We start from the raw sequence: 21,354 nt of genomic DNA, 5'->3' as shown, positions 1-21,354 counted from the left end.
TCACATGCTGCCAAGGACTTTGGCGAGATCGATGAAGGACGGGCCGCCGGCCACGATGAAGACGCACGGCAGGATGCAGAGCACCATCGGCAGGGTGATGAGCACCGGCAGCCGGGCCGCCCGCTCTTCCATGCGGAGCTGGTAGGCGCTGCGCATCTCGCCGCTGAGGACCCGCAACGCCGTGCCGAGCGGCGTGCCGTAGCGGGACGCCTGCGACAGCGTCGTCGCCAGGGCGCGGGCGCCGTCGGTGCGGATGCGCTCGTGCAGGTTGGCGAAGGCCATGCTGCGCTCCGGAAGAATGCGGAGTTCGGCTGACACAGTGGCGAACTCGGCGGCGATGTCCGGACTGGCGCTGGCGATTTCGCGCACCAGGCGATCGACGCTGGCCTCGACGCTGAGCCCGGCCTCGCCGCAGACGACGAGCAGATCGATGGCGTTCGGCAGCTCACGGTCCAGCCGCGCCCGGCGCCGCTTGCCCATGTAGTCGAGGACGATCATCGGACTGCGCCACCCGAGCAGAAGCCCGATCAGCGTCACGAGCAGCAGCGGCGCACCGGACATCGGGTGCGTCGTGTGCGCCCACAGAACGGGACCGAGCATGCCCGCGAACAGGCCGAGAACGCGCAGCCCCATCAGCTTGTTCAGGGCAGCGCGGCCGCGGAAGCCGGCGAGCATCAGGGCCTGTTCGGTCTCCTCCACCCCTTTGCGTCCGATCATGGCGGTCTGCGCCGCAGCGGATCCCAGCCGGTGAAGCAGGCTGGAACGCGGCCGCCGCCGCCCGCCGGCCGGCCGTCCAGCCTGCCCGGGCTGGCGCGTGCCGGTGCGAAGAAGCGCGCGCCGACGCCGTTCGGTTTCCCAGAGGACCAGGGCTGCGACGCTGAAGAGCGCGATCAGTCCGGTAATGATGGCGATGCGTTCCGGGGGGAGCGTGAGGGTCATCCAAGCCTCCGGATCATGAGCTGCATGCTGCCGACGCCAACGGCGAGCAGAGCGCCGGCCAGTCCGAGCAGCGTGTGGCCGCTCTGCGTGTGGAACAGCTTGTCCATGTACTGCGGGTTGAGCGCCGAGAGGGCCGCACCGGACACGAAGGGCAAGGCCGACAGCACGTACACCGAGGTGCGGGCCTCCGAGGACAGGGCCTTGGCCTTGAGGCGAAGTGCCTTGCGGGCGCGGATCACGCTCGCGAGATTCGTGAGCGTCTCGCCGAGGTTGCCCCCGGTTTCCCGCTGCAGGCTGATCGCGGTGACGAAGAACCGGTATTCCGGCATCCCGGTGCGCTCCGCCATGGCTTCGAGGGCGTCCTCGAGCGGCGTGCCCACCAAAGTCGCCTGGACCACCATGAGGAACTCCTCGGCCGTCGGCGACGGGCATTCGTTGGCGACGAGCCGGGCGCCGTCGGTGACGGGAATTCCCGTGCGCACCGCCCGCACCAGCAGGCCGAGCATGCCGGGCATCTGGTCGAGAAGCAGGAAGCGCTGACGGGCAAGGCTGACGCGGCAGACGACGCGAGGCGTGGCGAGGAAGGCCAGAAGGGCCGCCGCAGCCCCCAGCCCCGCTGGCGCCGCCAGGAACAGGTGCACGAACAGATGGGCTCCCGCGGCGCTCAGCGCACCCAGCGCGAAGCCGATGGGGCGGGTCACCGGCAGGGGCGCCGCCAGGGGCGCATGCCGCCCGATGACCGCGTCGAGGATGGAGCCGGCGTCGCGCCGCGACGACCGGAGAAGCGGGCGGGTCACCGTCTTCGGCCGATCTGCGGCCTGACTGAGCGCGATGACGCGCCGCCTCGCCTGGGTCCGGCGACGGTCCAGAAGCCAGAGGCATGCGGCGGCCAGGAAGGCGAGCAGCGCCAGACCGGCCAGGATCATCGTCCGGTTCATGACGTTGCCTTCTCGGCGGCAAGGACTTCGGCCAACTGCGTGTGCAGACCCCAGATCCGTGCCTTCTCCCAGAACCGCGGCCGGATGCCGGTGCCGCGGTGCGTGCCGACCACCGAGTCGCCGGTGCCGTCGTCCTCGATCTGGAAGGTCATCAGGTCCTGCAGCGTCACGACGTCGCCTTCCATGCCGACCACCTCGCTGACCTGCACGACCTTGCGGCTGCCGTCGCGCAGGCGTTCGACCTGGACGATCAGGTCGAGCGCCATGGCGATCTGTTCCCGGACCATGCGGGCCGGCAGGTTGGTGGACCCCATGGCCACCATGGTCTCCAGGCGGCTCAAGGCCTCGCGCGGGGAGTTGGCGTGCACGGTGCTCATTGATCCGGGATGGCCGGTGTTCATGGCCTGCAGCAGGTCGATGGCCTCGGGCCCGCGCACTTCGCCGATGATGATCCGCTCCGGCCGCATACGCAGGCTGGCCTTGAGAAGCGTGCGCATGGTGACCTCGCCGGTTCCCTCGATGCTTGGCGGCCGGGTCTCCAGGCGCACGACGTGCGGCTGCTGGAGCTGCAGCTCGGCGGAGTCCTCGATGGTGATGATGCGCTCGCCGTGGTCGATGTTGCTTGTCAGGCAGTTCAGCAGCGTGGTCTTGCCGCTGCCCGTGCCGCCGCTCACCAGGATGTTGCAGCGGACCCGCGATGCGATGTTGAGGAGGAGCGCGCATTCCCGCGACATCGTTCGCATGCCGATGAGCTTGTCGACGGTGAGGCGCTCCTTGGCGAATTTGCGGATCGTCAGCGTCGTGCCGTCCAGCGCCAGCGGCGGCACGACGACGCTGACGCGCGAACCATCGGCCAAGCGGGCGTCGCAGATCGGGCTGCTTTCATCGACCCGGCGGCCAACCGCGCCAACGATGCGCCGGCAGATGTTCTGCAGCTGTGCTTCGTCCCGGAACGTGATGTCCGTCCGCAGCAGGCGCCCACCGATCTCCACCCAAACCTGGGTCGGGCCGTTGACCATGATCTCGGTGATGTCGGCCCGCGCGAGCAGCGGTTCGATCGGACCCAACCCGAGCATATCGTCGACGAGTTCGGCGGCCAGGGCAGCCTGGTCGCGAGCGTTCAACTGGGCCCGCACGTCGGTGGCCGCCGCGTCGATCGCCCCCTCCAGCTGCACGCGCAGGACATCCCGGGGGGTCGCCGCGGCTTGCGCGTGGTCGATGCGGCGGAGCACTTCGGCACGGACCAGCTCGGCCGCGTCCGAACGGCTGCGCACGCTGAGCTCCGCGTCGAGCCTCAGGTACGGAACCTGGGGGGACGGCGCGATGGCCGCCGGTGCGGGGGCGGAGACCGGCGTTTCGCTCGGTCGCCCGCGCCGTCCGAAGAGAACCCCGCTCATCGCCCGAGCACCCGGTCCAGCATCGAGCGGCGCGGCGCCGGCCGGCCCGACACTTCCTGGGCGATACGGCCGATGGCGGCGGCCAGGCGGCGGCTTTGCTTGAACGCAGGCGTTCCGGTGGCGGCGGCATCGGTGAACGCGCTTGGCAGGAACGGCACCGAGAAGTCGGGTCGCCGGCCGAGGATGCGCTCCAAGTCGGCGATGGCGATCTGTCCGGGCGCGCCGGCGCGGTTCAGGACGGCGCGGCCGTCCACGCCGGCTGCCGCGAGGTCGCGCAACAGGCGCGCGGCATCGCGCGCGCAGGCGAGCGAACCGTCCATGACCAGCAGAACCATGTCAGCGCTGGTGAGGACGTCCGGCAAGGACGCCGTTATCGAGGCCGGGATGTCGGCGACCGTGTAATGGTAGATCGAGCGAACGAGATCGAACACCTGGAGGAAGGCGCCCGCGTCGAGATGGGCCGCCGCCGGCCGCTCGCCGTCCGAGCCAAGCAGATCCAGGCGCTCGTCGATGCGCACCATGGCGCGTTCCAGGAACTTGGCGTCGAGCCGGTCCGGGGCTGCCAGGGCTTCGCGCAACGCGGCGTTCGGGGTGACGTTCAGCAGCAGGCCGCACGTGCCGGCCGCGATGTCGTAGTCCGCCAGAGCGACCCGCCGGCGCTGGACCTGCGCAAGGTAGGCCGCAAGATTGACCGCCAGCGTCGACGTCCCGGTCCCGCCGCGCGCGCCGGCAACGCACACCAGCTTGCCGAACCGTTCGGTCCTGCGCCGCGACGGCCGGTTCAGTGCGATCCGGATCGCGTCTTCCAAGAGCGGCTGCGTGAGCGGCCGGTATAGATATTCGACGACGCCGAGGTTCCGCAGATGCCGATAAAGCCCGATGTCGTTGCGCTCGCCGACGGCGATGACCTTCACGTGCGGTTCGCACACGTGGGCGAGCGCTTCCATGGCGCTGAGTTCGTCGTCGATGCCGGACAGGTCGACGAGCATCGCGTCCGGACACCGCTCGCCGTCGATGGAGCGCACCGCCGTGCGAATGGTGCCCGTCTGCATCGAGAGATCCAGCTTGAGCGCTTCGGCCGCGCCGCGCGCCGCCGCCTGATCCTCCTTGTCGGTCAGGAAGGCGCGAAAGGTCAGGCGGGTATCCGCCGCGGGGGCGGCGGTGGTCGTCGAGTAGGTCATTTCTGCCCCTCCTTGTAGACGTCGCTCGCCGACTCCCGAGGCAGCGGCCTGACCTTGTCCTCCATGTAGCGCTGGACGCCCGCAGCCTCCTTTTTGGCGAGCGACGGTTCCAGCGCCCGGCCAACCACCAGATCGCGGGGATCCTGCACCATCATCTGGAAGTTCCGCGTGTTGGCGCAGCCGAGCGGGATGGTCGGGGCGTTGCTGACGTAATTTTCCAGCAGGTCGCCCCAGGCGGGACATTCGGCCGGCGTGACCGTGAACCGGGTCAACGATACGGTCAGTGCCGGCCCGGACGCCGCTTCGCCGGAGAACACGACGTTGGCGCGCGGAATGCCGAAGCGGTCCAGGTAACGCAGGGCGGCGCGGCGGGTGCGGTCGGTGCCGGCCCCGGAGACCACCGCGTGCGTGCTTTGCGGCTCGCCTAGGGAGCCGACGGCCTGGGCCATCGCCCGCACATCGGCCTCCGGGGCGTTGCCGGCCGGATCGACCGTCGCGACGACGACCTGCCGCCGCGTCTCGATCGCACCGGCGTTGCGCGTCGCGCGGATGCGGGCCGCGTCGTAGGCGTCGATTTGCGGCGTGCAGCCCGCGGTCAGCGTGGCGAGGACGGTGAGGACGGAGGCCAGGGAACGGTTCACGGACATGGGTCTTCTCCTCCGCCTCAGTCGACCATGAACCCGACGTCGCCCGTCAGACGGGCACCACCCGGGCCGATCGGCGGCGTCGTGCCTCCGGGCGTGTTGATCCGGCCGAGGAAGATCCGCTCGAGATCGCTGGCTGGCTGGACCGCGTCGGCAGGGGTGGCCATCGCGGTTGGCTGCGAGACCGGACGAACGATGTAGGGGGTGACGATGATGACCAGTTCCGTCTCGTTGCGCTGGAAGCGGCTGGAGCGGAACAGCGCGCCCATGATGGGCACGTCCCCCAGCCCGGGCACTTTCTCGACGTTGGTCCGGCTGCTGTTCTGCAGGAGGCCGGCGATCGCGAAGGACTGGCCGCTGCCCAACTCGATGGTGGTCTCGGCGCGGCGGACGGACAGGGCGGGGATGCGCAGGTTGTTGATGACCACGGCGCCCTGGTCGGTCAGTTCGCTGACCTCCGGGCGCACGCGGATGCTGATGCGGTTGGCGGACAGCACGGTCGGCACGAAATCGAGGCTGACGCCGTACTTCTTGAATTCGATGGTGATCTCGTCGTACCGGCGGGCCACCGGGATGGGGAACTCGCCACCGGCGAGGAAGCTGGCGGTTTCGCCCGACTGCGCTACGAGGTTGGGTTCGGCCAGCAGGGAGATGAGGCCGTCCTGCGCGAGCGCGTCGATCATCACGTTCACGTCCGCGGAGCTGGTGTGATAGCGCCCGAGAAGGCTGGAGACCCCGTTCTCCCCGCGCAGGAACGTCGGGGCGGCCGCGTTGACGGCGCTGGACACGATGTCGCGCCCGGTTGCCAGCCCAAAGGCGAAGTTGCCGACGTTGACCAGGGACTCCCAGTTGAAGCCGAGCTGCTTGCTGATGGCGCGCGACACCTCGGCGACCCGGACGCGCAGATTGATCTGTGCGCCGGAGGCGACCGTCATGCGGTTGATGACCGCCTGTTCCTTGCCGCTATGAATGCGGGCGATCTCCATGACGCGCTGGGCCTCGACCGGCGTCGCGACCTGGCCGCCCAGGATCAGCCCCCCCGGCGCCGATTCCACGGAGATCTGGCGATCCGGCAGTTCGGCCGCGAGCCTTTGCCGCAGGGGGGTGATTGGAACGGTGACCGTGACCGCGTAGCTGACGACCGGCTGCTTGTTGGCGTTCAGCGCAACGACGGTGGTGCGCCCGGGGGCCTTGGCAAAGAGGAAGAGGGCGTGGCCGTCTGCTCCGGATTGGACGTCGGCGATGTCCGGGTCAGCGACGAACACCGTGGCGACGGAGCCGGCGACGGTCAGGCTCTGGCCGGTGCGCGCCTCCATGGTGATGGACTGCTCGGCCGCGTGCGCGGCGGGCGTCACCAGCAGCACGACGGTCAGGAACAGCGGGGCCAAACGGCGGGGCAGGAGGGTGTGCATGAGGGTCAGTCCTGCGTGTTGGGCGTTGCGGCGCGCGTTCCACGGATGATTTCGATGCCGCGCGCACGTGGCCCGGTGGAAGGGGGCGGCTCGTTCCCGCGCAGCGCCAGCGACACGTCGGACGCCCACGTCGGATGCTGGTCGGCGGCGTTCGATGCGGCGTCCTGCGCCGTGCCGACGCTGCGCAGCGAAAGGGCAAGGTTTCCCAGGCTGGCGGCGACGCGCAGGGCTTCGCCCTGCTGGGGCGACACCTCCAGCGTCACCGTACGCGGTCCCTGCCGCTCGGTGGCCGCCTGGCCGGCCTGCGCGCCTGTTGCCTCGCCCAACCGCTGGTCGATGGCGAGAACACGGATGTCGCGCAGCACGGTCTCGCCGGAGACCTTGCGGGCGTCGTGGTCGCCCTTGCGGAAGGTCTGCGTGAGGAGCACGTCGACCCGATCCCCGGGCCAGATCAGTCCGCTCGCCGCGCTGACCACGTCCACGGCCACGGAGACGGCGCGCATGCCCGGATTCAGGACGGCCGCGAGAAAACCGCGTTCGCCGGGCGCGACGATCTGGCCGGCAACAAGAGGCTCGCCAGGCGCGAAGGGACGGCGGAGGACCGAACCGACGACCTCCTCCTCCTTGGAGCGGCCATGCTTGAAGTAGCCTTCGGGAACGTCCGCCAGCGCCCACTTCTCCCAGCGAATGTCGCCTTCGCGCAGAAGCGTGCCGGAGGTGAGCGCGCGCGCTGCCACCAGCACGGAGGCCGTTGCCGGTTCCGGCGGCGGGGCGGCGATCGCAAAGCCCGGAGAATCCCGTGTGGCGACGAAGGCCAACGAGCCCATGGCTCCGATCATGACAAGAATAAGGAACGCGCGTAGCAGCATGGAATCCTCACATCGACTGGAATCCAAGCGTCACAATCGCGCCGAAGGCGATCGCCACGCCGTAAGGCAGCGGTCCGCCACGCCGAACGCGCCGGCATTCGGCACGCCACATGAGGCGCAGCCGTAGCGGATCGACGGGTGCGGGGCGGAACGTTCCCGGACGGGTGCGACGGTATCGGGCGCGAGCAATACAGCCGGCCGCCAAATAACCGAGGGACAGAACGCCGCCAGCAAGCAAAGTGGTGTACAGGAAATGGAAAGAATTGATGGCGCCGACCATGACGACGCTGGCTGAGATCAGCTTGACGTCGCCGCCGCCGATCAATCGCGCCGCGCACAGCAAGGACAGTGCAAGGAAGCACAAAGAAGAGGCCCCGACGGCGACCGCGAGCTCCATCATCTGGCCACCGTATAAATGTCTGCCGACAGCGACCGCGACGATAGCCATGGAAATGGAGTCCGGGATCACGCGGAGCGTGACGTCGTATGCCGCCGCTGCGGCGTACAATGCGAAAATCGCCAGGAGGACTGTGCCGTCGGAAAGCAGAGCAGCCGATATCATGGCAAGTCCCCCCGGCGATCTCGAGGCCTTAGCCGAGGGCAGCGGTAATGGCAGCCCACGTGCCCTGCAGTGCCGCCGCCGCCGGGGGCACGGCAACCGTCAGCATGATCACGATGGCGGCGGCGATCACGCCGTACTCAAGGGCAGTGACGCCCTTTTTGTCCTTCGCGGTGGATGACACGGAAAGGGAGACGCCATCAATGATGGCGCGAATAATTCTCATCGCGACCTCCAGTTTATAGATTGTTTGATGACAAGGAAGCGAATACTTTGCTTTCCTTGTGAAAGCATTAAGGCAAAAACAATGTTCCGGTGTCACTACCGTCATGGATGTTAATTCTTTGGGGCGACAAGAATCCTCAAAGACTAGCCAAAGGGACTAGGTGAGCCTTGGTGCGTCCAACGGAAACATTCAATCTGTTTGAAGACAATGATGGCATGGACGAGCGCTGCAATCCGTGAGGATGTGACGCTTGGTTTCCGGCCGGCTTCATCGGCGCGGGCAGCGGAGCGATACGCGACCACGGACGCTCGGGAAGGCGGGGAGCAGCCGATCGCGGCGCGGTCTCGCGGCCGTCTCCCGGAGCATGGCGTATATGAGTTCTATATACGGGAGAGGCCCGCCCCACCTCGAATTTATACGCGCTTCGGGCGCACCCTGGATCCGGCGGAGGAACGTCGCAAGCGGCTGCGCTTCACCTGGATTGAGGCGGACTCAGCCGCACGCGCCCAGCCCTGCCATCACGACAAACCGCGTGCCTCGGAGGCCGACCATGCTCGACATCATCGCCCTGGCGATCACCCTCGCGTTCTTCGCCGCCTCGGTCGCATACGTCCACACCTGCGACCGGCTGTAGGGAGAGTGCCATGATCCTCAACTACGCCCTGGCTGGGCTGGTGACCGCCGGCCTGCTCGCGTACCTGGTGTACGCGCTGATCCGCCCCGAACGGTTCTGAGGAGCCCTCCCATGACCGTCCTTGGCTGGACCCAGATCCTCCTCTTCGTTGCCGTGGTGGTCGCCGTCACCCGGCCGCTCGGCGGCTTCATGACGCGCGTCTTCACCGGTGAGCGTACACTCCTGACACCGCTGCTCCGCCCGGTCGAGCGCGGGCTCTACCGCCTCGCCGGCGTGGACGACGCGGCGGAGCAGCACTGGGTGACCTACGCCGTCTCCATGCTGCTGTTCAGCGCCGCCGGCATGCTGCTGCTCTACCTGATGCAGCGCGTCCAGGGCGCGTTGCCCTTCAATCCGGCCGAGATGGCCGCCGTCCCCGCCGACCTCGCCTTCAACACCGCCGCCAGTTTCACGACCAACACCAACTGGCAGAACTATGGCGGCGAGAGCACGATGTCCCACTTCGTGCAGATGGCCGGGCTGACGGTGCAGAACTTCGTCTCGGCAGCGACCGGCATCGCGCTGGCCGTGGCGCTGGTGCGCGGCTTCACGCGGACCTCGGCGCGCACGGTGGGCAATTTCTGGGTCGATCTGACGCGCGGCACGCTTTACGTCCTGCTGCCGCTCTGCCTCGTCTACGCGCTGTTCCTGGTCTGGCAGGGCGTGCCGCAGACGCTGGGCGCCGCGGTGGAGGCCACGACGCTGGAGGGGGCGAAGCAGACCCTGGCGCTCGGTCCCGTGGCCTCGCAGGAGGCGATCAAGATGCTGGGCACCAACGGCGGCGGCTTCTTCAACGCCAACTCGGCCCACCCCTTCGAGAATCCGAACGCGCTGACCAATCTGGTGCAGATGGTGTCGATCTTCGCGCTCGGCGCCGGACTGACCAACCTGTTCGGCCGCATGGCCGGCGACGAGCGCCAGGGCTGGGCCATTCTCGCCGCCATGGGTGTGCTGTTCCTCATCGGCGTCACCATCGCCTACTGGGCCGAGGCCCAGGGCAACCCGGCCTTCGCCGGCTTCGGCGTCGATCCGGCGGCCGGCAACATGGAGGGCAAGGAGACCCGCTTCGGCGTCGCCCTGAGCGCGCTGTTCGCCGTGGTGACCACGGCGGCTTCGTGCGGCGCGGTCAACGCCATGCACGACAGCTTCATGCCGCTGGGCGGCATGGTGCCGATGGTCAACATGATGTTGGGCGAGATCATCATCGGCGGCGTCGGCGCCGGCCTGTACGGCATGCTGCTGTTCGCCATCGTGGCGCTGTTCGTCGCCGGGCTGATGGTCGGCCGCACGCCGGAATACCTCGGCAAGAAGCTGGAGGCGAAGGAGGTCAAGATGACCATGCTCGCCGTGCTGTGCCTGCCGCTGATGATGCTGGGCTGGACCGCCATCGCCGTGGTGCTCGACACCGGCACCGCTTCCATGGCCAACGCCGGGCCGCACGGCTTCTCGGAGGCGCTCTACGCCTACGTCTCCGGTGCGGCCAACAACGGCAGCGCCTTCGGTGGGCTGACCGGCAACACGCTCTGGTACAACCTGACGATCGCCACCGCCATGCTGGTCGGCCGCTTCTTCGTCATTGTGCCGATGCTGGCCATCGCCGGCTCGCTGGCTGCCAAGAAGCGCGTCCCGGCGTCCGCCGGCACCTTCCCGACGCACGACACGCTGTTCGTCGGCCTTCTGGTCGGCGTCATCCTGATCGTTGGCGGCCTGACGTTTTTCCCGGCGCTGGCCCTCGGCCCCGTGGTCGAGCACCTGGCGATGAACGCCGGCACCCTTTTCTGATCGGACCACGCTCATGCAATCCCCGTCGAAAAAAAGCAAACGGTCACCGGTTGCCACGATGCTCGATCCGGCGATCCTGGGGCCGGCGCTGGCTGAGTCCGTCCGCAAGCTCGACCCGCGGCTTATGGTCCGCAATCCCGTCATGTTCTGCGTCGAGGTCGTCGCGGCGCTGACCACGCTGCTGTTGCTGCGCGATCTGGCGACCGGTGCCGACGGCATCGGCTTCGCCCTGCAGATCGTGATCTGGCTGTGGTTCACGCTGCTGTTCGCCAACGTCGCCGAGGCGGTCGCCGAGGGGCGCGGCAAGGCACAGGCGGCCAGCCTGCGCCGGACCAAGACCGAGACCAACGCCCGCCTGCTCGGCCCGGACGGCGAAGTCAGGCAGTTCGTGCCGGCCACCAGCCTGAAGCCGGGCGACGTGGTGCTGGTCGAGGCCGGCGACCTGATCCCCTCCGACGGCGAGGTGATCGAGGGCGTCGCCTCGGTCAACGAGGCCGCCATCACCGGCGAGTCGGCGCCGGTGATCCGCGAATCCGGCGGCGACCGCTCGGCGGTCACCGGCGGCACCCAGGTGATCTCCGACCGGATCAAGGTGCGCATCACCGCGGCGCCCGGCTCGACCTTCCTCGACCGCATGATCGCGCTGGTCGAGGGGGCGCAGCGCCAGAAGACGCCGAACGAGATCGCACTGAACATCCTGCTGACCGGCATGACGATCATCTTCGTCATCGCCGTGGCGACCATTCCAAGCTTCGCGGCCTACGCTGGCGGTTCGGTGAGCGTGCTGGTGCTGGTGGCGCTGTTCGTCACGCTGATCCCCACCACCATCGGCGCGCTGCTGTCGGCCATCGGCATCGCCGGCATGGACCGGCTGGTGCGCTTCAACGTGCTGGCGATGAGTGGACGCGCGGTCGAGGCGGCGGGCGACGTGGACACGCTGCTGCTCGACAAGACTGGCACCATCACGCTGGGCAACCGGCAGGCCGCCGAATTCCTGCCGGTGGCCGGGGTCGGCGAGCGCGACCTCGCCGATGCCGCGCAGCTGGCCTCGCTGGCCGACGAGACGCCGGAGGGCCGCTCCATCGTCGTGCTCGCCAAGGAGAAATACGGCATCCGCGGCCGCGAGATGACGGACCTGCACGCCCACTTCATCCCGTTCTCCGCCCAGACCCGCATCAGCGGCATCGACACCGACGGCGTGTCGGTCCGCAAGGGCGCGGTGGACGCGGTGCTCACCCACGTGCAGGGGACCGGGCGGAGCGCGCTGTCCGGCGGACGTGGCGGCGCCGTCGCGGCGGTCCGCCCGGTCCCGGCGGCCGATGCCGTCGAGCGCGAACTCCAGGCCATTGCCGAACGCGTCGCCAAGGCCGGCGGCACGCCGCTGGCGGTGGCGAAGGACGGCCGGCTGCTCGGCGTCATCCACCTGAAGGACATCGTCAAGGGCGGCATCTGCGAGCGCTTCGCCGCGCTGCGCCAGATGGGCATCCGCACGGTGATGATCACCGGTGACAACCCGATGACCGCGGCCGCCATCGCCGCCGAGGCCGGGGTGGACGACTTCCTCGCCCAGGCGACGCCGGAGGCCAAGCTGCAGCTCATCCGTGACGAGCAGGCGAAGGGCAAGCTGGTCGCCATGTGCGGCGACGGCACCAACGACGCGCCCGCGCTCGCCCAGGCCGATGTCGGCGTGGCGATGAACACCGGCACCATGGCGGCGCGCGAGGCCGGCAACATGGTCGACCTCGACAGCGATCCGACCAAGCTCATCGAGATCGTCGCGATCGGCAAGCAGCTGCTGATGACCCGCGGCGCCCTGACCACCTTCTCCATCGCCAACGACGTGGCGAAGTATTTCGCCATCATCCCGGCGATGTTCCTCGCCTTCTACCCGCAGCTCGGCGCGCTGAACGTCATGGGACTGGCAAGCCCGGAGAGCGCCATCCTGTCGGCGATCATCTTCAACGCGCTTATCATCGTCGCGCTGATCCCGCTGTCGCTGAAGGGCGTCCGGTACCGGGCTGTCGGCGCCGCCGCGCTGCTGCGCCGCAACCTGCTGATCTACGGCCTGGGTGGCCTCGTCATTCCGTTCGCCGGCATCAAGGCGATCGACGTGATCGTCACCGCCATCGGCCTCGTGTGAGGATCCGGACATGCTCAAGGAACTGCGTCCCGCGCTGGTCATGACCGCCGCCCTGACGGTGATCACCGGCCTCGTCTACCCGCTTGCGGTCACCGGAATCGCCCAAGGGCTCTTCGGGCACCAAGCCAACGGCAGCCTGATCGTCAAGGACGGCACCGTGATCGGCTCCGAGCTGATCGGCCAGTCCTTCACCGGCGAGCGCTACTTCCAGCCGCGCCCATCGGCGACCACCGGCCCCGACCCCACCGACCCGGCGAAATCGGTGGCGGCGCCGTACAACGCGGCCAACTCGATGGGCTCGAACCTCGGTCCGACCTCGAAGGCGCTGGTCGAGCGCGTGCAGGCCGACGCCGAGCGGCTCAAGGCGGAGAATCCCGGCAAGCCGGTGCCCGTCGATCTGGTCACCACCTCGGCCAGCGGGCTCGATCCCGACCTCTCGCCGGCTGCGGCCGAGTTCCAGGTGCCGCGCGTCGCCAAGGCGCGCGGGCTGCCGGAGGAGCGGGTCCGGCGGCTGGTCGAGGAGAACACCGTGCCGCGCCTGTTTGGCCTGCTCGGCGAGCCGACGGTCAACGTGCTGAAGCTCAACCTTGCCCTCGATGCGGCGTTGTCCCGATAGGAGGCAAAGGGGAACCGCCATGCCCGACGCCGGCCCGCACGTCCTCGTCGCCGACAGCGGCCCCGCCATCCGGTTCCATCGCCACAGGAACCTGAAGGCCGAGGGATACCCCACCGACGCGACGTGCGGCCGGACGGTGCCGCAGGCCGCCGTCGGGTGAGGAGTCTTCGGGAATTGCGTGGGGCCGTCTGGGGCACGACCCCGCCCGGGCGGCTCCCATATCTCCGCGTCGCCATCCGCGCGCCGCGGCGTAAGATCGAGCCGGACCAGGAGCCACTCCGGGATATCCTGGCGGAGCCGCGTGTCGGCCATCGGCTGGCGCCGCCGGTGCGCTGGGCCGGGCCCGGCGAGACGAGGGCATGCGCATGAACGACGACTCATCCGGGCGCACCATCCGCCCCTCGCCCGACGCGCTGCTGCGTCAGGCGGAGCGGGAGGAGGGCGGCCGGCTCAAGATCTTCCTCGGCGCCGCGCCCGGCGTCGGCAAGACCTACGAGATGCTGCAGACGGCGCACGCCAAGCGCCGCGAGGGCCTCGACCTCGTCGTCGGCATCGTCGAGACGCATGGCCGGCGTGAGACCGAGGCGCTGCTCGCCGGGTTCGAGGTGATCCCGCGCCGGCGCGTCGAGTACAAGGGGCGCGCGCTGGAGGAGATGGACCTCGACGCCATCCTGGCCCGCCGGCCGCGGATCGTCCTGGTGGACGAGCTGGCCCACACCAACGTGCCGGGCAGCCGCCACGCCAAGCGCTACCTGGACGTCGAGGAACTGCTGGCCGCCGGGATCGACGTCTACACCACGCTGAACATCCAGCACGTCGAGAGCCTCAACGACGTGGTCGCCAAGATCACCCGCGTGCGGGTGCGTGAAACGGTGCCGGATTCGATCCTCGACCGCGCCGACGACATCGAGATCATCGACCTTGCGCCCGAAGACCTGATCCAGCGCTTGCATGAGGGCAAGGTCTACGTGCCGCGTACGGCGGAGCGCGCGATCCGCCACTATTTCTCGCCCGGCAACCTGACGGCGTTGCGCGAGCTGGCGCTGCGCCGCACGGCGCAGCGGGTGGACGAGCAGTTGCTGACCCACATGCAGGCGCACGCCATCTCCGGCCCCTGGGCCGCCGGCGAACGCCTGCTGGTGTGCGTCAACGAGGACCCCAACGTCGCCGCGATGGTGCGCTACGCCCGCCGGCAGGCCGAGCGCCTGCGGGCACACTGGACGGCGGTCCACGTCGAGACGACGCGGGCGTTGCGGCTCAGCGAGGCCGACCGCGACCGCATCGCCGATGCGCTGCGGCTGGTCGAGCGCCTCGGCGGCGAGGCGGTGACGGTCCCCGGTACCGACGTGGCGTCCAGCGTCGTCGCCTACGCGCGGGCCAACAACGTCACCCACATCGTCATCGCCAAGTCGGGCCGCTCGCGCTGGTCGGAACTGCTGCACGGCTCGGTGGCGCACGACCTGATCCGTTGCGCCGGTGACATCAGCGTGCACGTGATCGCCGGCGATTCCGGCGAGCCGATCCCGCCGAAGACGGTCAGGACCGCCCCGGTGCCGCGCAAGCCGGTCGAGTGGTGGCCCTATCTGGCGAGCACCGGGTACGTCGCCGTGGCGCTCGGCGCCGTCCACGTGCTGCGCCTCGTGCTCGACCTCAACAACATCGCGCTGGTGTTCCTGACCGCGGTGCTGGCCAGCGCCGTCACCGGCGGCCTGGGACCGTCGCTCTTCGCCAGCCTGATCAGCGTGCTGGCCTTCAACTTCTTCTTCCTGCCGCCCTTGCACACCTTCACCATCGCCGACCCGGAGAACATCGTCGCGCTGTTCTTCTTCGCGTTGGTGGCGGTGATCGCCAGCAACCTGACGGCGCGGGTGCGCGCCCAGGCGGTGGCGGCGCGCCAGCGCGCCAAGACCACCGAGGACCTCTACCGGTTCAGCCGCAAGCTGGCCGGCGTCGTCACCATGGACGACCTGCTGTGGGCCACCGCCTACCAGATCGCCGCGATGCTCAGGGTCCGCGTGGTGGTGCTGCTGCCGGAAGGGGAGACGGTGGCGGTGCGCGCCGGCTACCCGCCGGAGGACGTCATCGACGACGCCGATCTGGCGGCGGCGAAATGGGCGTGGGAGCACAATCGGCCCGCCGGCGCCGGTGCCGACACGCTGCCGGGCGCCAAGTGGCTGTTCCTGCCGATGCGCACCGGCCGCGGCGCCGTCGGCGTGGTGGGGATCGATACCGACCGGCCCGGCGCCCTGCTCACCCCGGACCAGCGCCGCCTGCTCGACGCGCTGATCGACCAGGCAGCGCTGGCCATCGAGCGGGTCACCCTCGCCGAAGACGTGGACCGCGCCCGATTGGCGGCGGAAACCGAGCGGCTGCGCTCGGCGCTGCTGACCTCCATCTCGCACGACCTGCGCACGCCGCTGGCGTCGATCCTCGGCTCGGCCACCAGCCTGAACAGCTATGGGCCGATGCTCGACGAGGCGGACCGCAAGGAGCTCACGACGACCATCCAGGAGGAGGCGGAGCGCCTCAACCGCTTCATCGCAAACCTGCTGGACATGACGCGGCTCGAATCCGGCGCGATCCGTCCGCGCACCCTGCCGGTCGATCTCGCCGAAGTGGTCGGCAGCGCGCTGGAGCGGGGCGGGAGGATCCTCGCCGGGCACCGGGTGGAGGTCGACCTCGCCGGCGACCTGCCGATGCTGAACCTGGATTCCGTGCTGTTCGAACAGGTGCTGTTCAATCTGCTCGACAACGCCGCCAAGTACGCGCCGGCCGGCTCGCGGATCGACGTGCGGGCACGGCGTGAGGGAGAGGGCGTGCGTGTCGAGGTCCAGGACGAGGGCGACGGCATCCCGCCGCAGGATCTGGAACGGATCTTCGACAAGTTCTACCGTGTTCACGCCCAGGACCGGCAGCGGGCAGGCACCGGGCTGGGGCTCGCCATCTGCCGCGGCTTCGTGGAGGCGATGGGCGGGACCATCGTGGCCGGAAACCGTCGCGACCGACCGGGGGCTCTGTTCACCCTCACGCTTCCGGCCGCAGCCGAGGTGCCCAGGATGGAGGAGGAGATGGCGCCATGAAATCGGACAGCGTGCCGGTGCGGGTGCTCGTCGTTGATGACGAGCCGTCGATCCGCCGCTTCCTGCGCACCAGCCTGGCGGTGCAGGGCTACGACATCACCGAGGCGGACGACGGCGCCAGGGCGCTGGACGAGGTGCGCCGCCGCACGCCCGACCTGATCGTCCTCGACCTCGGGCTGCCGGTGATGGGCGGGCAGGAGGTGATCCGCCGGCTGCGGGGCGAAGGAGTGACGCTTCCCATCATCGTGCTGTCCAGCCGCATGGACGAGGCCGGCAAGGTGGAGGCGCTCGATCTCGGCGCCGACGACTACGTGACCAAGCCCTTCGGCATGGATGAACTGCTGGCGCGCATCCGCGCCGCGCTGCGTCATCGCCTGCAGCAGCAGGGCGAACGGCCGGTGTTCCGCAGCGGCGACCTGACGGTCGATCTGGTGCGCCGGCTGGTGACGGTGCGCGGGGCGGAGGTGAAGCTGTCGCCCCGCGAGTACGACCTGCTGCGCCTGCTGGTGGCGCACGCCGGCAAGGTGTTGACGCACCGCTTCATCCTGAAGGAGGTCTGGGGCGGCGAGACCGACATCCAGTACCTGCGCATCTACATCCGCCAGCTGCGCCAGAAGATCGAAGCGGATTCCGAACGCCCCCGGCACATACAGACCGAGACCGGCGTCGGCTACCGCCTGCGCGCGCCGGACTGAGACACGCTGCCCCTTGAGAGTGCGACCATGGACGTTGCTGACCTCCTGAGCCCCGGCCACGTTATCGCGAAGCTGCCGGCGGGCGACAAGCGGACGTTGCTGACCGACCTTGCACGCCGTGCCGCCGCCGCGACCGGGCTGCGGCAGTCGGCGATCCTGGAGGCCCTCAGCGGACGCGAGGCCCTGGGCTCCACCGGCGTGGGCGGAGGCGTGGCCATTCCGCACGCCCGTATCGCGGGCCTGGACCGCTTCTTCGGGGCATTCGCCCGTCTGGAGCGGCGGATCGACTACGACGCGGTGGACGAGCAGCCCGTGGATCTCGTCTTTCTGCTCCTGGTGCCGCCGCACGCGGCGAATGAGCATCTTCAGGCGCTTGCGTGCGTCTCACGCCGGCTGCGTGATCGGAGCATGGCGGATCTCCTGCGCCGGGCGACGGATGCGGAGGCGCTGTATGCGGCGCTGGCAGGGGAAGCTGGTCGCTGAGACCCACGCCGGATCAGGGGGCGGCCGGGGCTTCGCCGTCCGCTCCCCTATCGAACACCCTGCGGATGGCGTCACGCTTGGTGGTGCGCACGCCAAGGCCGTCCTGCTCCGGCGGCACGGTGGTCGCGATGAGGGGCGCCGCGGGCGCCGGCGCTCGCAACGAACTTCGGAGCGCCAACGGGACCCGATGTGGTCCGGATTGGAACATCGAGCATCGCCTTTTCAGCCGGCGTGAGGTGTCGGACCGTACCCGTCGGCAGATCGCCCAGCCGCACTCCGCCCACATTGATGCGCACGAGGCGGAGCACCTCCGCCCCGACAGCGCCGAGCAGGCGCCGGATCTGGCGGTTCTTGCCTTCGCAGAGGACGACTTCGAGCCATGCGTTGCGTGCGCCGGCCCGGAGCAGGCTTGCCGACTTTGCGACAAGGCGTTCGCCATCGAGCACCATGCCCGCCTCCAGGCGTTCCAGCATGCCCTCGTTCGGCAGGCGGTCGATCTGGACGTGATAGATCTTCTCAACGTTCGATGCGGGATCCAGCACGCGTTGCGCCCAACGGGTGTCGTTGGTCAGGAGCAGCAGGCCCTCGCTCGCCTTGTCGAGACGTCCCACGGGCGCAACGAACGGGAGATCGATCCCCTCCAGGCAGTCGTAGACCGTTGCGCGCTCGTGCGGATCATCCCGGGTTGTGACGAGGCCCCGCGGCTTGTTGAGCATCAGGTAGACCTTGCGCTCGGCCACGACCGGCGCGCCATCGACGGTGATGCGGGCGCGTCCGGGATCGACGCGGGCCGTCGCGACGCGGACGACCCGGCCATCGACACGCACGCGCCCCTCGCCGATCAGTGCCTCGGCTTGCGTGCGGGAGCAGAACCCGAGCTTTGACAGGGCGCGCGGCAGGCTGACGATGGCGCCATTCGGCCCCCTCGATCCAGCCGTTCCCCGCGATGGGGATGGCCTTCTCATAATGGTGTCGCCCCTGCATCGAGCAACGGGGGCACGCAGTGCCGTTGCCCGGTGTCGCAGTCCGCAAACGCGACCTGGGAGCCAAAGGTGACATTTGACTTCGGCCAGGAGCCGTCCGCCCCCTCCGGAGCCTGTCCAGGCGGCCGATCAATCGCTCGCGGCAGGCATCCGTAGTCCGGCCCTCCGATCCAGATCAGCGGCCGGTCTGCTCCCATGGTCATCTTGGCGTATCCTCGAACGCACCGCGACCGCGATGCAGGCTGGGAGGAATTCTCGCCGATGCGACCCGCCGGCTGCTATCCGTATGATTGCGGAATGCATGCTGTAAGCGAGTTGACTGGGGTATTTTGTAAGTTGACGGCGGGTTTTTTTGGTTCCGTATTGTTGCGGATATTCTGGTTTGGCGGTTGCTGACTGCCCTTTTGAGAAGCGAGTCTCGGGATCAGGGCTCGCCGGCTGCCTCGGGCTGCGAGCGCCGCGCCTCGCGGCGCTTGCGGCGGACGATCATTGGCGGGCAGACATGCTCGTTGAAATAGAGTGTCTGGCACTTCAGGCATTGGATGCATTCGTTGGGGTTGATCTCCCCCGTCGGGTGGATGGCCTGGACCGGGCAGCGCTGTTCGCAGATCCGGCATTCCCGGCCGCACTGGTGATGCCGCTTCAGCCACTGGAACATCCGCAGCCGCGCCGGGATCGCCAGCGCCGCCCCCAGCGCGCACAGATAGCGGCAATAGAAGCGCTCGATGAAGAGGCCGGCCGCCAGCAACGCCAGCGGAAACAGCACCCACGGCCCGTCCCTTAGGAACCGCAGCGTGATGGCGGTCTTGAAGGGCTCCACCTCGGCCCCGGCGGTCGCCAGTTCCATGGACGTGAGCGACAGCGCGAACAGGACGATGACGGTGACGTACTTGATCGGCCAAAGCCGCTCGTTCAGGCCGAACGGCAGGCGGACCTGCGGCACGCGCAGGGCGCGCGCCGCGCGGTTCGTCAGCTCCTGAAGCGCGCCGAAGGGGCACAGCCAGCCGCAGAAGACGCCGCGTCCCCAGAACAGCAGCGCGATGGCGACGTATCCCCACAGGATGAACATGAGCGGGGCGAGCAGGAAGAAGTTCCAGTCGAAGCCGGTCAGCAGCGCGTTGGTGAAGGTCAGCACGTTGATGACCGAGAGCTGCGCGTTGGCGTACCAACCGATCCAGACCAGGGTGAACAGCAGCAGGCCGATCCGGATTCGGTCGTGCAGGCGCGGCCGGCGGGCGATGGCGTCCTGGAAGACGAGGATCCCGGTCAGCGCCAGGAGGCCGACGCCGAGCACGGCGATCCGGACGCGCTGGCTCCACCACACGTCCCGCCAGTCGGGTGCGGCCACCGGGGCCGACGACCGTGCGCCGGCCGTGGCCGGAAGATAACGGTCCGGCAGTGAATACGGCAGCGTGAAGCTGGCGAAGACGGGGTCCCCTCCAGCGCCTTGCGCGGTGACGAGCAGATCGAGGCGCCAGGGCCGCGTCGGATCGAAGCCGGAATCCGCGGGCATGACGAACAGCGCGGTTTCCCGGAACTCCGGCGCGCCGGCCAGCACAACCCGGTCCACCGGGCGGTGCTGGCGCGCCGCGAGGCGGAACGTCCTGGTTCCCTGCACCACCTGAACGCGGTCGAACAGCCCGGCCCTCCGCCACTCGGTTCCCTTGAAGGAGTAGAGGCCGCTGCCGCCGACGAACAGCGCGGACTCGCCCGGCGCCAGCCCGCCGATCAGCTCGGTGTAGGCCCGGTCGCCCAGCAGGTTGCGGCCGATCCGCGCGGGATCGACCAGCGCCACGGCCAGCGTGCTGAAGTTGCCCTCGTCCGGGCCGTCGAGCCCCGGAAGCTCCTGCGCCCCGTGGCTGCGCAGGGCGGTGCGCACCGCCCCCACGGACAGGTGGAGAAGCCGGATCGAGCCGTCGGTGCGCAGGTCTTCCCAGGACGCCGGGGCGAAGGCCTCCGCCCGGAAGCGGGGTTCCGTGCCGCCGCCCGCGCGGCCGAGCCCGAGGGTGTCGGCGACGATGCGGCTGGCCCCGGTGATCAGCGCGTTCAACGACAGCGACGTCACCGTGGCGCCGCTGATCCCGTCCACCGCCTCGCCATCGGGCAGCGTCATCGCGCGCAGCCGGACGGGCCGATCCGCCGAAAGGCCGCGATACTGGTCCACAAAGGCCTGGATGTGCCGGTCGTCGATGCCCAGCACGAGGATCGGTTCGTGGTGCTCCACCAGCCGCACGCCGGTGATCCGGCCATCCAGGTCCAGGCCGATGGCCACGTTGATCGGCTTTGTCGAATAGCCCGCCGAACTGACCACATCGGCGCTGAAGAACGCGTAGCCGACGACGCGCCCGTCCTTGTACGCCGGATAGGCCTTAACCTCGGCCAGAAGCTCGCCAAAGCTTTCCGCTCCGGGAACGGTCGCGGCCAGGGCGGTGTCCGGCCGTTCCGGTGCCGCAGCGGCGCTGCCGGACCACAGGGCGGTGAAAAGAATTAGGGAAACTAAGCAAATTGTCAGCAAACTGCCGGCCGATCCAGGGCGAGCGGTTCGAGCTTTCGCGATGTGGGTAATACTCATGGTCATACGGCCAATAAACCTATCGCGGAATCGGATGTTCGACTCGCCTGCGCATCGTAGTATAAGTGTTGTGTGAACAGAATAACTCTGTGATCGCTTCCCATGCGCGTGCCAACAAGTTGATCAAACGACTTCCGTCAAGTCTGGACGCCAAACGAGGGGTGA

General features: G+C 68.9%; 19 protein-coding genes. 8 read left to right on the top strand and 11 right to left on the bottom strand.

Going from position 1 to position 21,354, the window contains the following annotated elements:
* Genes ACRWK7_RS20990 through ACRWK7_RS20950 form a run of 9 tightly spaced genes read right to left on the bottom strand, consistent with a single transcriptional unit; the run spans nucleotide 1 to nucleotide 8,270 of the window.
* Nucleotides 1-939: a type II secretion system F family protein gene (locus tag ACRWK7_RS20990; RefSeq protein ID WP_431858230.1), complete on the bottom strand. Its 939-nt coding sequence runs from the start codon at nucleotides 937-939 to the stop codon at nucleotides 1-3.
* The gene (locus tag ACRWK7_RS20985) at nucleotides 936-1,877 is read right to left on the bottom strand and encodes a type II secretion system F family protein (protein ID WP_431858229.1); all 942 of its coding nucleotides are present in this window, start codon (nucleotides 1,875-1,877) and stop codon (nucleotides 936-938) included. Before ACRWK7_RS20985 ends, ACRWK7_RS20990 begins: the two co-directional genes overlap by 4 nt.
* Complete coding sequence (locus ACRWK7_RS20980; RefSeq protein ID WP_431858228.1) at nucleotides 1,874-3,274, bottom strand: CpaF family protein; 1,401 nt, start codon at nucleotides 3,272-3,274, stop codon at nucleotides 1,874-1,876. Before ACRWK7_RS20980 ends, ACRWK7_RS20985 begins: the two co-directional genes overlap by 4 nt.
* On the bottom strand, nucleotides 3,271-4,455 hold the full coding sequence (locus ACRWK7_RS20975) for an AAA family ATPase (protein ID WP_431858227.1): 1,185 nt from the start codon (nucleotides 4,453-4,455) through the stop codon (nucleotides 3,271-3,273). Before ACRWK7_RS20975 ends, ACRWK7_RS20980 begins: the two co-directional genes overlap by 4 nt.
* Complete coding sequence (locus tag ACRWK7_RS20970; protein ID WP_431858226.1) at nucleotides 4,452-5,102, bottom strand: CpaD family pilus assembly lipoprotein; 651 nt, start codon at nucleotides 5,100-5,102, stop codon at nucleotides 4,452-4,454. The genes ACRWK7_RS20975 and ACRWK7_RS20970 overlap by 4 nt, the downstream gene beginning before the upstream one ends.
* A gap of 17 nt (nucleotides 5,103-5,119) precedes the next feature.
* Nucleotides 5,120-6,511, bottom strand: a complete 1,392-nt coding sequence (locus ACRWK7_RS20965; RefSeq protein WP_431858225.1) for a type II and III secretion system protein family protein — start codon at nucleotides 6,509-6,511, stop codon at nucleotides 5,120-5,122.
* Between the two features lie 5 nt (nucleotides 6,512-6,516).
* Nucleotides 6,517-7,380, bottom strand: coding sequence for a Flp pilus assembly protein CpaB (gene cpaB, locus ACRWK7_RS20960; RefSeq protein WP_431858224.1), 864 nt, complete (start codon nucleotides 7,378-7,380; stop codon nucleotides 6,517-6,519).
* A gap of 7 nt (nucleotides 7,381-7,387) precedes the next feature.
* The gene (locus ACRWK7_RS20955) at nucleotides 7,388-7,942 is read right to left on the bottom strand and encodes an A24 family peptidase (RefSeq protein ID WP_431858223.1); all 555 of its coding nucleotides are present in this window, start codon (nucleotides 7,940-7,942) and stop codon (nucleotides 7,388-7,390) included.
* Between the two features lie 28 nt (nucleotides 7,943-7,970).
* Nucleotides 7,971-8,270, bottom strand: coding sequence for a Flp family type IVb pilin (locus tag ACRWK7_RS20950; protein ID WP_431858221.1), 300 nt, complete (start codon nucleotides 8,268-8,270; stop codon nucleotides 7,971-7,973).
* A 539-nt stretch (nucleotides 8,271-8,809) separates the two neighbouring features.
* Between ACRWK7_RS20950 and ACRWK7_RS20945 the strand changes: the two genes are divergently transcribed.
* The 8 genes from ACRWK7_RS20945 (at nucleotide 8,810) to ACRWK7_RS20910 (ending at nucleotide 17,634) form a co-directional block, all read left to right on the top strand.
* Nucleotides 8,810-8,899 (top strand): K(+)-transporting ATPase subunit F, encoded by a 90-nt coding sequence (locus tag ACRWK7_RS20945; RefSeq protein WP_431858220.1) that lies wholly within the window; start codon nucleotides 8,810-8,812, stop codon nucleotides 8,897-8,899.
* Between the two features lie 11 nt (nucleotides 8,900-8,910).
* Nucleotides 8,911-10,620 (top strand): potassium-transporting ATPase subunit KdpA, encoded by a 1,710-nt coding sequence (gene kdpA / locus ACRWK7_RS20940; protein ID WP_431858219.1) that lies wholly within the window; start codon nucleotides 8,911-8,913, stop codon nucleotides 10,618-10,620.
* Nucleotides 10,621-10,678: 58 nt separating this feature from the next.
* Nucleotides 10,679-12,760, top strand: coding sequence for a potassium-transporting ATPase subunit KdpB (gene kdpB / locus ACRWK7_RS20935; protein ID WP_431858218.1), 2,082 nt, complete (start codon nucleotides 10,679-10,681; stop codon nucleotides 12,758-12,760).
* Nucleotides 12,761-12,770: 10 nt separating this feature from the next.
* The gene (locus ACRWK7_RS20930; protein WP_431858217.1) at nucleotides 12,771-13,376 is read left to right on the top strand and encodes a K(+)-transporting ATPase subunit C; all 606 of its coding nucleotides are present in this window, start codon (nucleotides 12,771-12,773) and stop codon (nucleotides 13,374-13,376) included.
* 19 nt (nucleotides 13,377-13,395) lie between these two features.
* Complete coding sequence (locus ACRWK7_RS20925) at nucleotides 13,396-13,536, top strand: hypothetical protein (protein WP_431858216.1); 141 nt, start codon at nucleotides 13,396-13,398, stop codon at nucleotides 13,534-13,536.
* Between the two features lie 205 nt (nucleotides 13,537-13,741).
* The gene (locus ACRWK7_RS20920) at nucleotides 13,742-16,456 is read left to right on the top strand and encodes a DUF4118 domain-containing protein (protein ID WP_431858215.1); all 2,715 of its coding nucleotides are present in this window, start codon (nucleotides 13,742-13,744) and stop codon (nucleotides 16,454-16,456) included.
* A complete protein-coding gene (locus ACRWK7_RS20915) occupies nucleotides 16,453-17,151 on the top strand; it encodes a response regulator (RefSeq protein WP_431858214.1) in 699 nt (232 codons plus the stop codon). The genes ACRWK7_RS20920 and ACRWK7_RS20915 overlap by 4 nt, the downstream gene beginning before the upstream one ends.
* Before the next feature lie 27 nt (nucleotides 17,152-17,178).
* A complete protein-coding gene (locus ACRWK7_RS20910) occupies nucleotides 17,179-17,634 on the top strand; it encodes a PTS sugar transporter subunit IIA (protein ID WP_431858213.1) in 456 nt (151 codons plus the stop codon).
* A 71-nt stretch (nucleotides 17,635-17,705) separates the two neighbouring features.
* Here the strand turns inward: ACRWK7_RS20910 and ACRWK7_RS20905 are convergent, their stop codons facing one another.
* Together ACRWK7_RS20905 and ACRWK7_RS20900 are read right to left on the bottom strand one after the other, a co-directional pair.
* Nucleotides 17,706-18,599, bottom strand: a complete 894-nt coding sequence (locus ACRWK7_RS20905) for a pseudouridine synthase (protein WP_431858212.1) — start codon at nucleotides 18,597-18,599, stop codon at nucleotides 17,706-17,708.
* A gap of 442 nt (nucleotides 18,600-19,041) precedes the next feature.
* Nucleotides 19,042-21,132 (bottom strand): 4Fe-4S binding protein, encoded by a 2,091-nt coding sequence (locus ACRWK7_RS20900; RefSeq protein ID WP_431858211.1) that lies wholly within the window; start codon nucleotides 21,130-21,132, stop codon nucleotides 19,042-19,044.
* Between the last annotated feature and the right edge of the window lie 222 nt (nucleotides 21,133-21,354).

The organism is Azospirillum sp. (genome assembly GCF_050789165.1).
The sequence above is the reverse complement of the archived record's forward strand: the minus strand, read 5'-3'. Positions and strand labels throughout refer to the sequence as shown.

Excerpts from the sequence above, each read along its gene's own strand:
- ACRWK7_RS20950 (WP_431858221.1), bottom strand. The coding sequence starts at position 8,270 with ATGACGGTAGTGACACCGGAACATTGTTTTTGCCTTAATGCTTTCACA.
- cpaB (WP_431858224.1), bottom strand. The coding sequence starts at position 7,380 with ATGCTGCTACGCGCGTTCCTTATTCTTGTCATGATCGGAGCCATGGGC.
- ACRWK7_RS20945 (WP_431858220.1), top strand. The coding sequence starts at position 8,810 with ATGATCCTCAACTACGCCCTGGCTGGGCTGGTGACCGCCGGCCTGCTC.
- ACRWK7_RS20955 (WP_431858223.1), bottom strand. The coding sequence starts at position 7,942 with ATGATATCGGCTGCTCTGCTTTCCGACGGCACAGTCCTCCTGGCGATT.
- ACRWK7_RS20915 (WP_431858214.1), top strand. The coding sequence starts at position 16,453 with ATGAAATCGGACAGCGTGCCGGTGCGGGTGCTCGTCGTTGATGACGAG.
- ACRWK7_RS20990 (WP_431858230.1), bottom strand. The coding sequence starts at position 939 with ATGACCCTCACGCTCCCCCCGGAACGCATCGCCATCATTACCGGACTG.
- ACRWK7_RS20930 (WP_431858217.1), top strand. The coding sequence starts at position 12,771 with ATGCTCAAGGAACTGCGTCCCGCGCTGGTCATGACCGCCGCCCTGACG.
- ACRWK7_RS20920 (WP_431858215.1), top strand. The coding sequence starts at position 13,742 with ATGAACGACGACTCATCCGGGCGCACCATCCGCCCCTCGCCCGACGCG.
- ACRWK7_RS20925 (WP_431858216.1), top strand. The coding sequence starts at position 13,396 with ATGCCCGACGCCGGCCCGCACGTCCTCGTCGCCGACAGCGGCCCCGCC.
- ACRWK7_RS20980 (WP_431858228.1), bottom strand. The coding sequence starts at position 3,274 with ATGAGCGGGGTTCTCTTCGGACGGCGCGGGCGACCGAGCGAAACGCCG.
- ACRWK7_RS20970 (WP_431858226.1), bottom strand. The coding sequence starts at position 5,102 with ATGTCCGTGAACCGTTCCCTGGCCTCCGTCCTCACCGTCCTCGCCACG.
- ACRWK7_RS20965 (WP_431858225.1), bottom strand. The coding sequence starts at position 6,511 with ATGCACACCCTCCTGCCCCGCCGTTTGGCCCCGCTGTTCCTGACCGTC.
- ACRWK7_RS20910 (WP_431858213.1), top strand. The coding sequence starts at position 17,179 with ATGGACGTTGCTGACCTCCTGAGCCCCGGCCACGTTATCGCGAAGCTG.
- kdpA (WP_431858219.1), top strand. The coding sequence starts at position 8,911 with ATGACCGTCCTTGGCTGGACCCAGATCCTCCTCTTCGTTGCCGTGGTG.
- ACRWK7_RS20905 (WP_431858212.1), bottom strand. The coding sequence starts at position 18,599 with ATGAGAAGGCCATCCCCATCGCGGGGAACGGCTGGATCGAGGGGGCCG.
- ACRWK7_RS20985 (WP_431858229.1), bottom strand. The coding sequence starts at position 1,877 with ATGAACCGGACGATGATCCTGGCCGGTCTGGCGCTGCTCGCCTTCCTG.
- kdpB (WP_431858218.1), top strand. The coding sequence starts at position 10,679 with ATGCTCGATCCGGCGATCCTGGGGCCGGCGCTGGCTGAGTCCGTCCGC.
- ACRWK7_RS20975 (WP_431858227.1), bottom strand. The coding sequence starts at position 4,455 with ATGACCTACTCGACGACCACCGCCGCCCCCGCGGCGGATACCCGCCTG.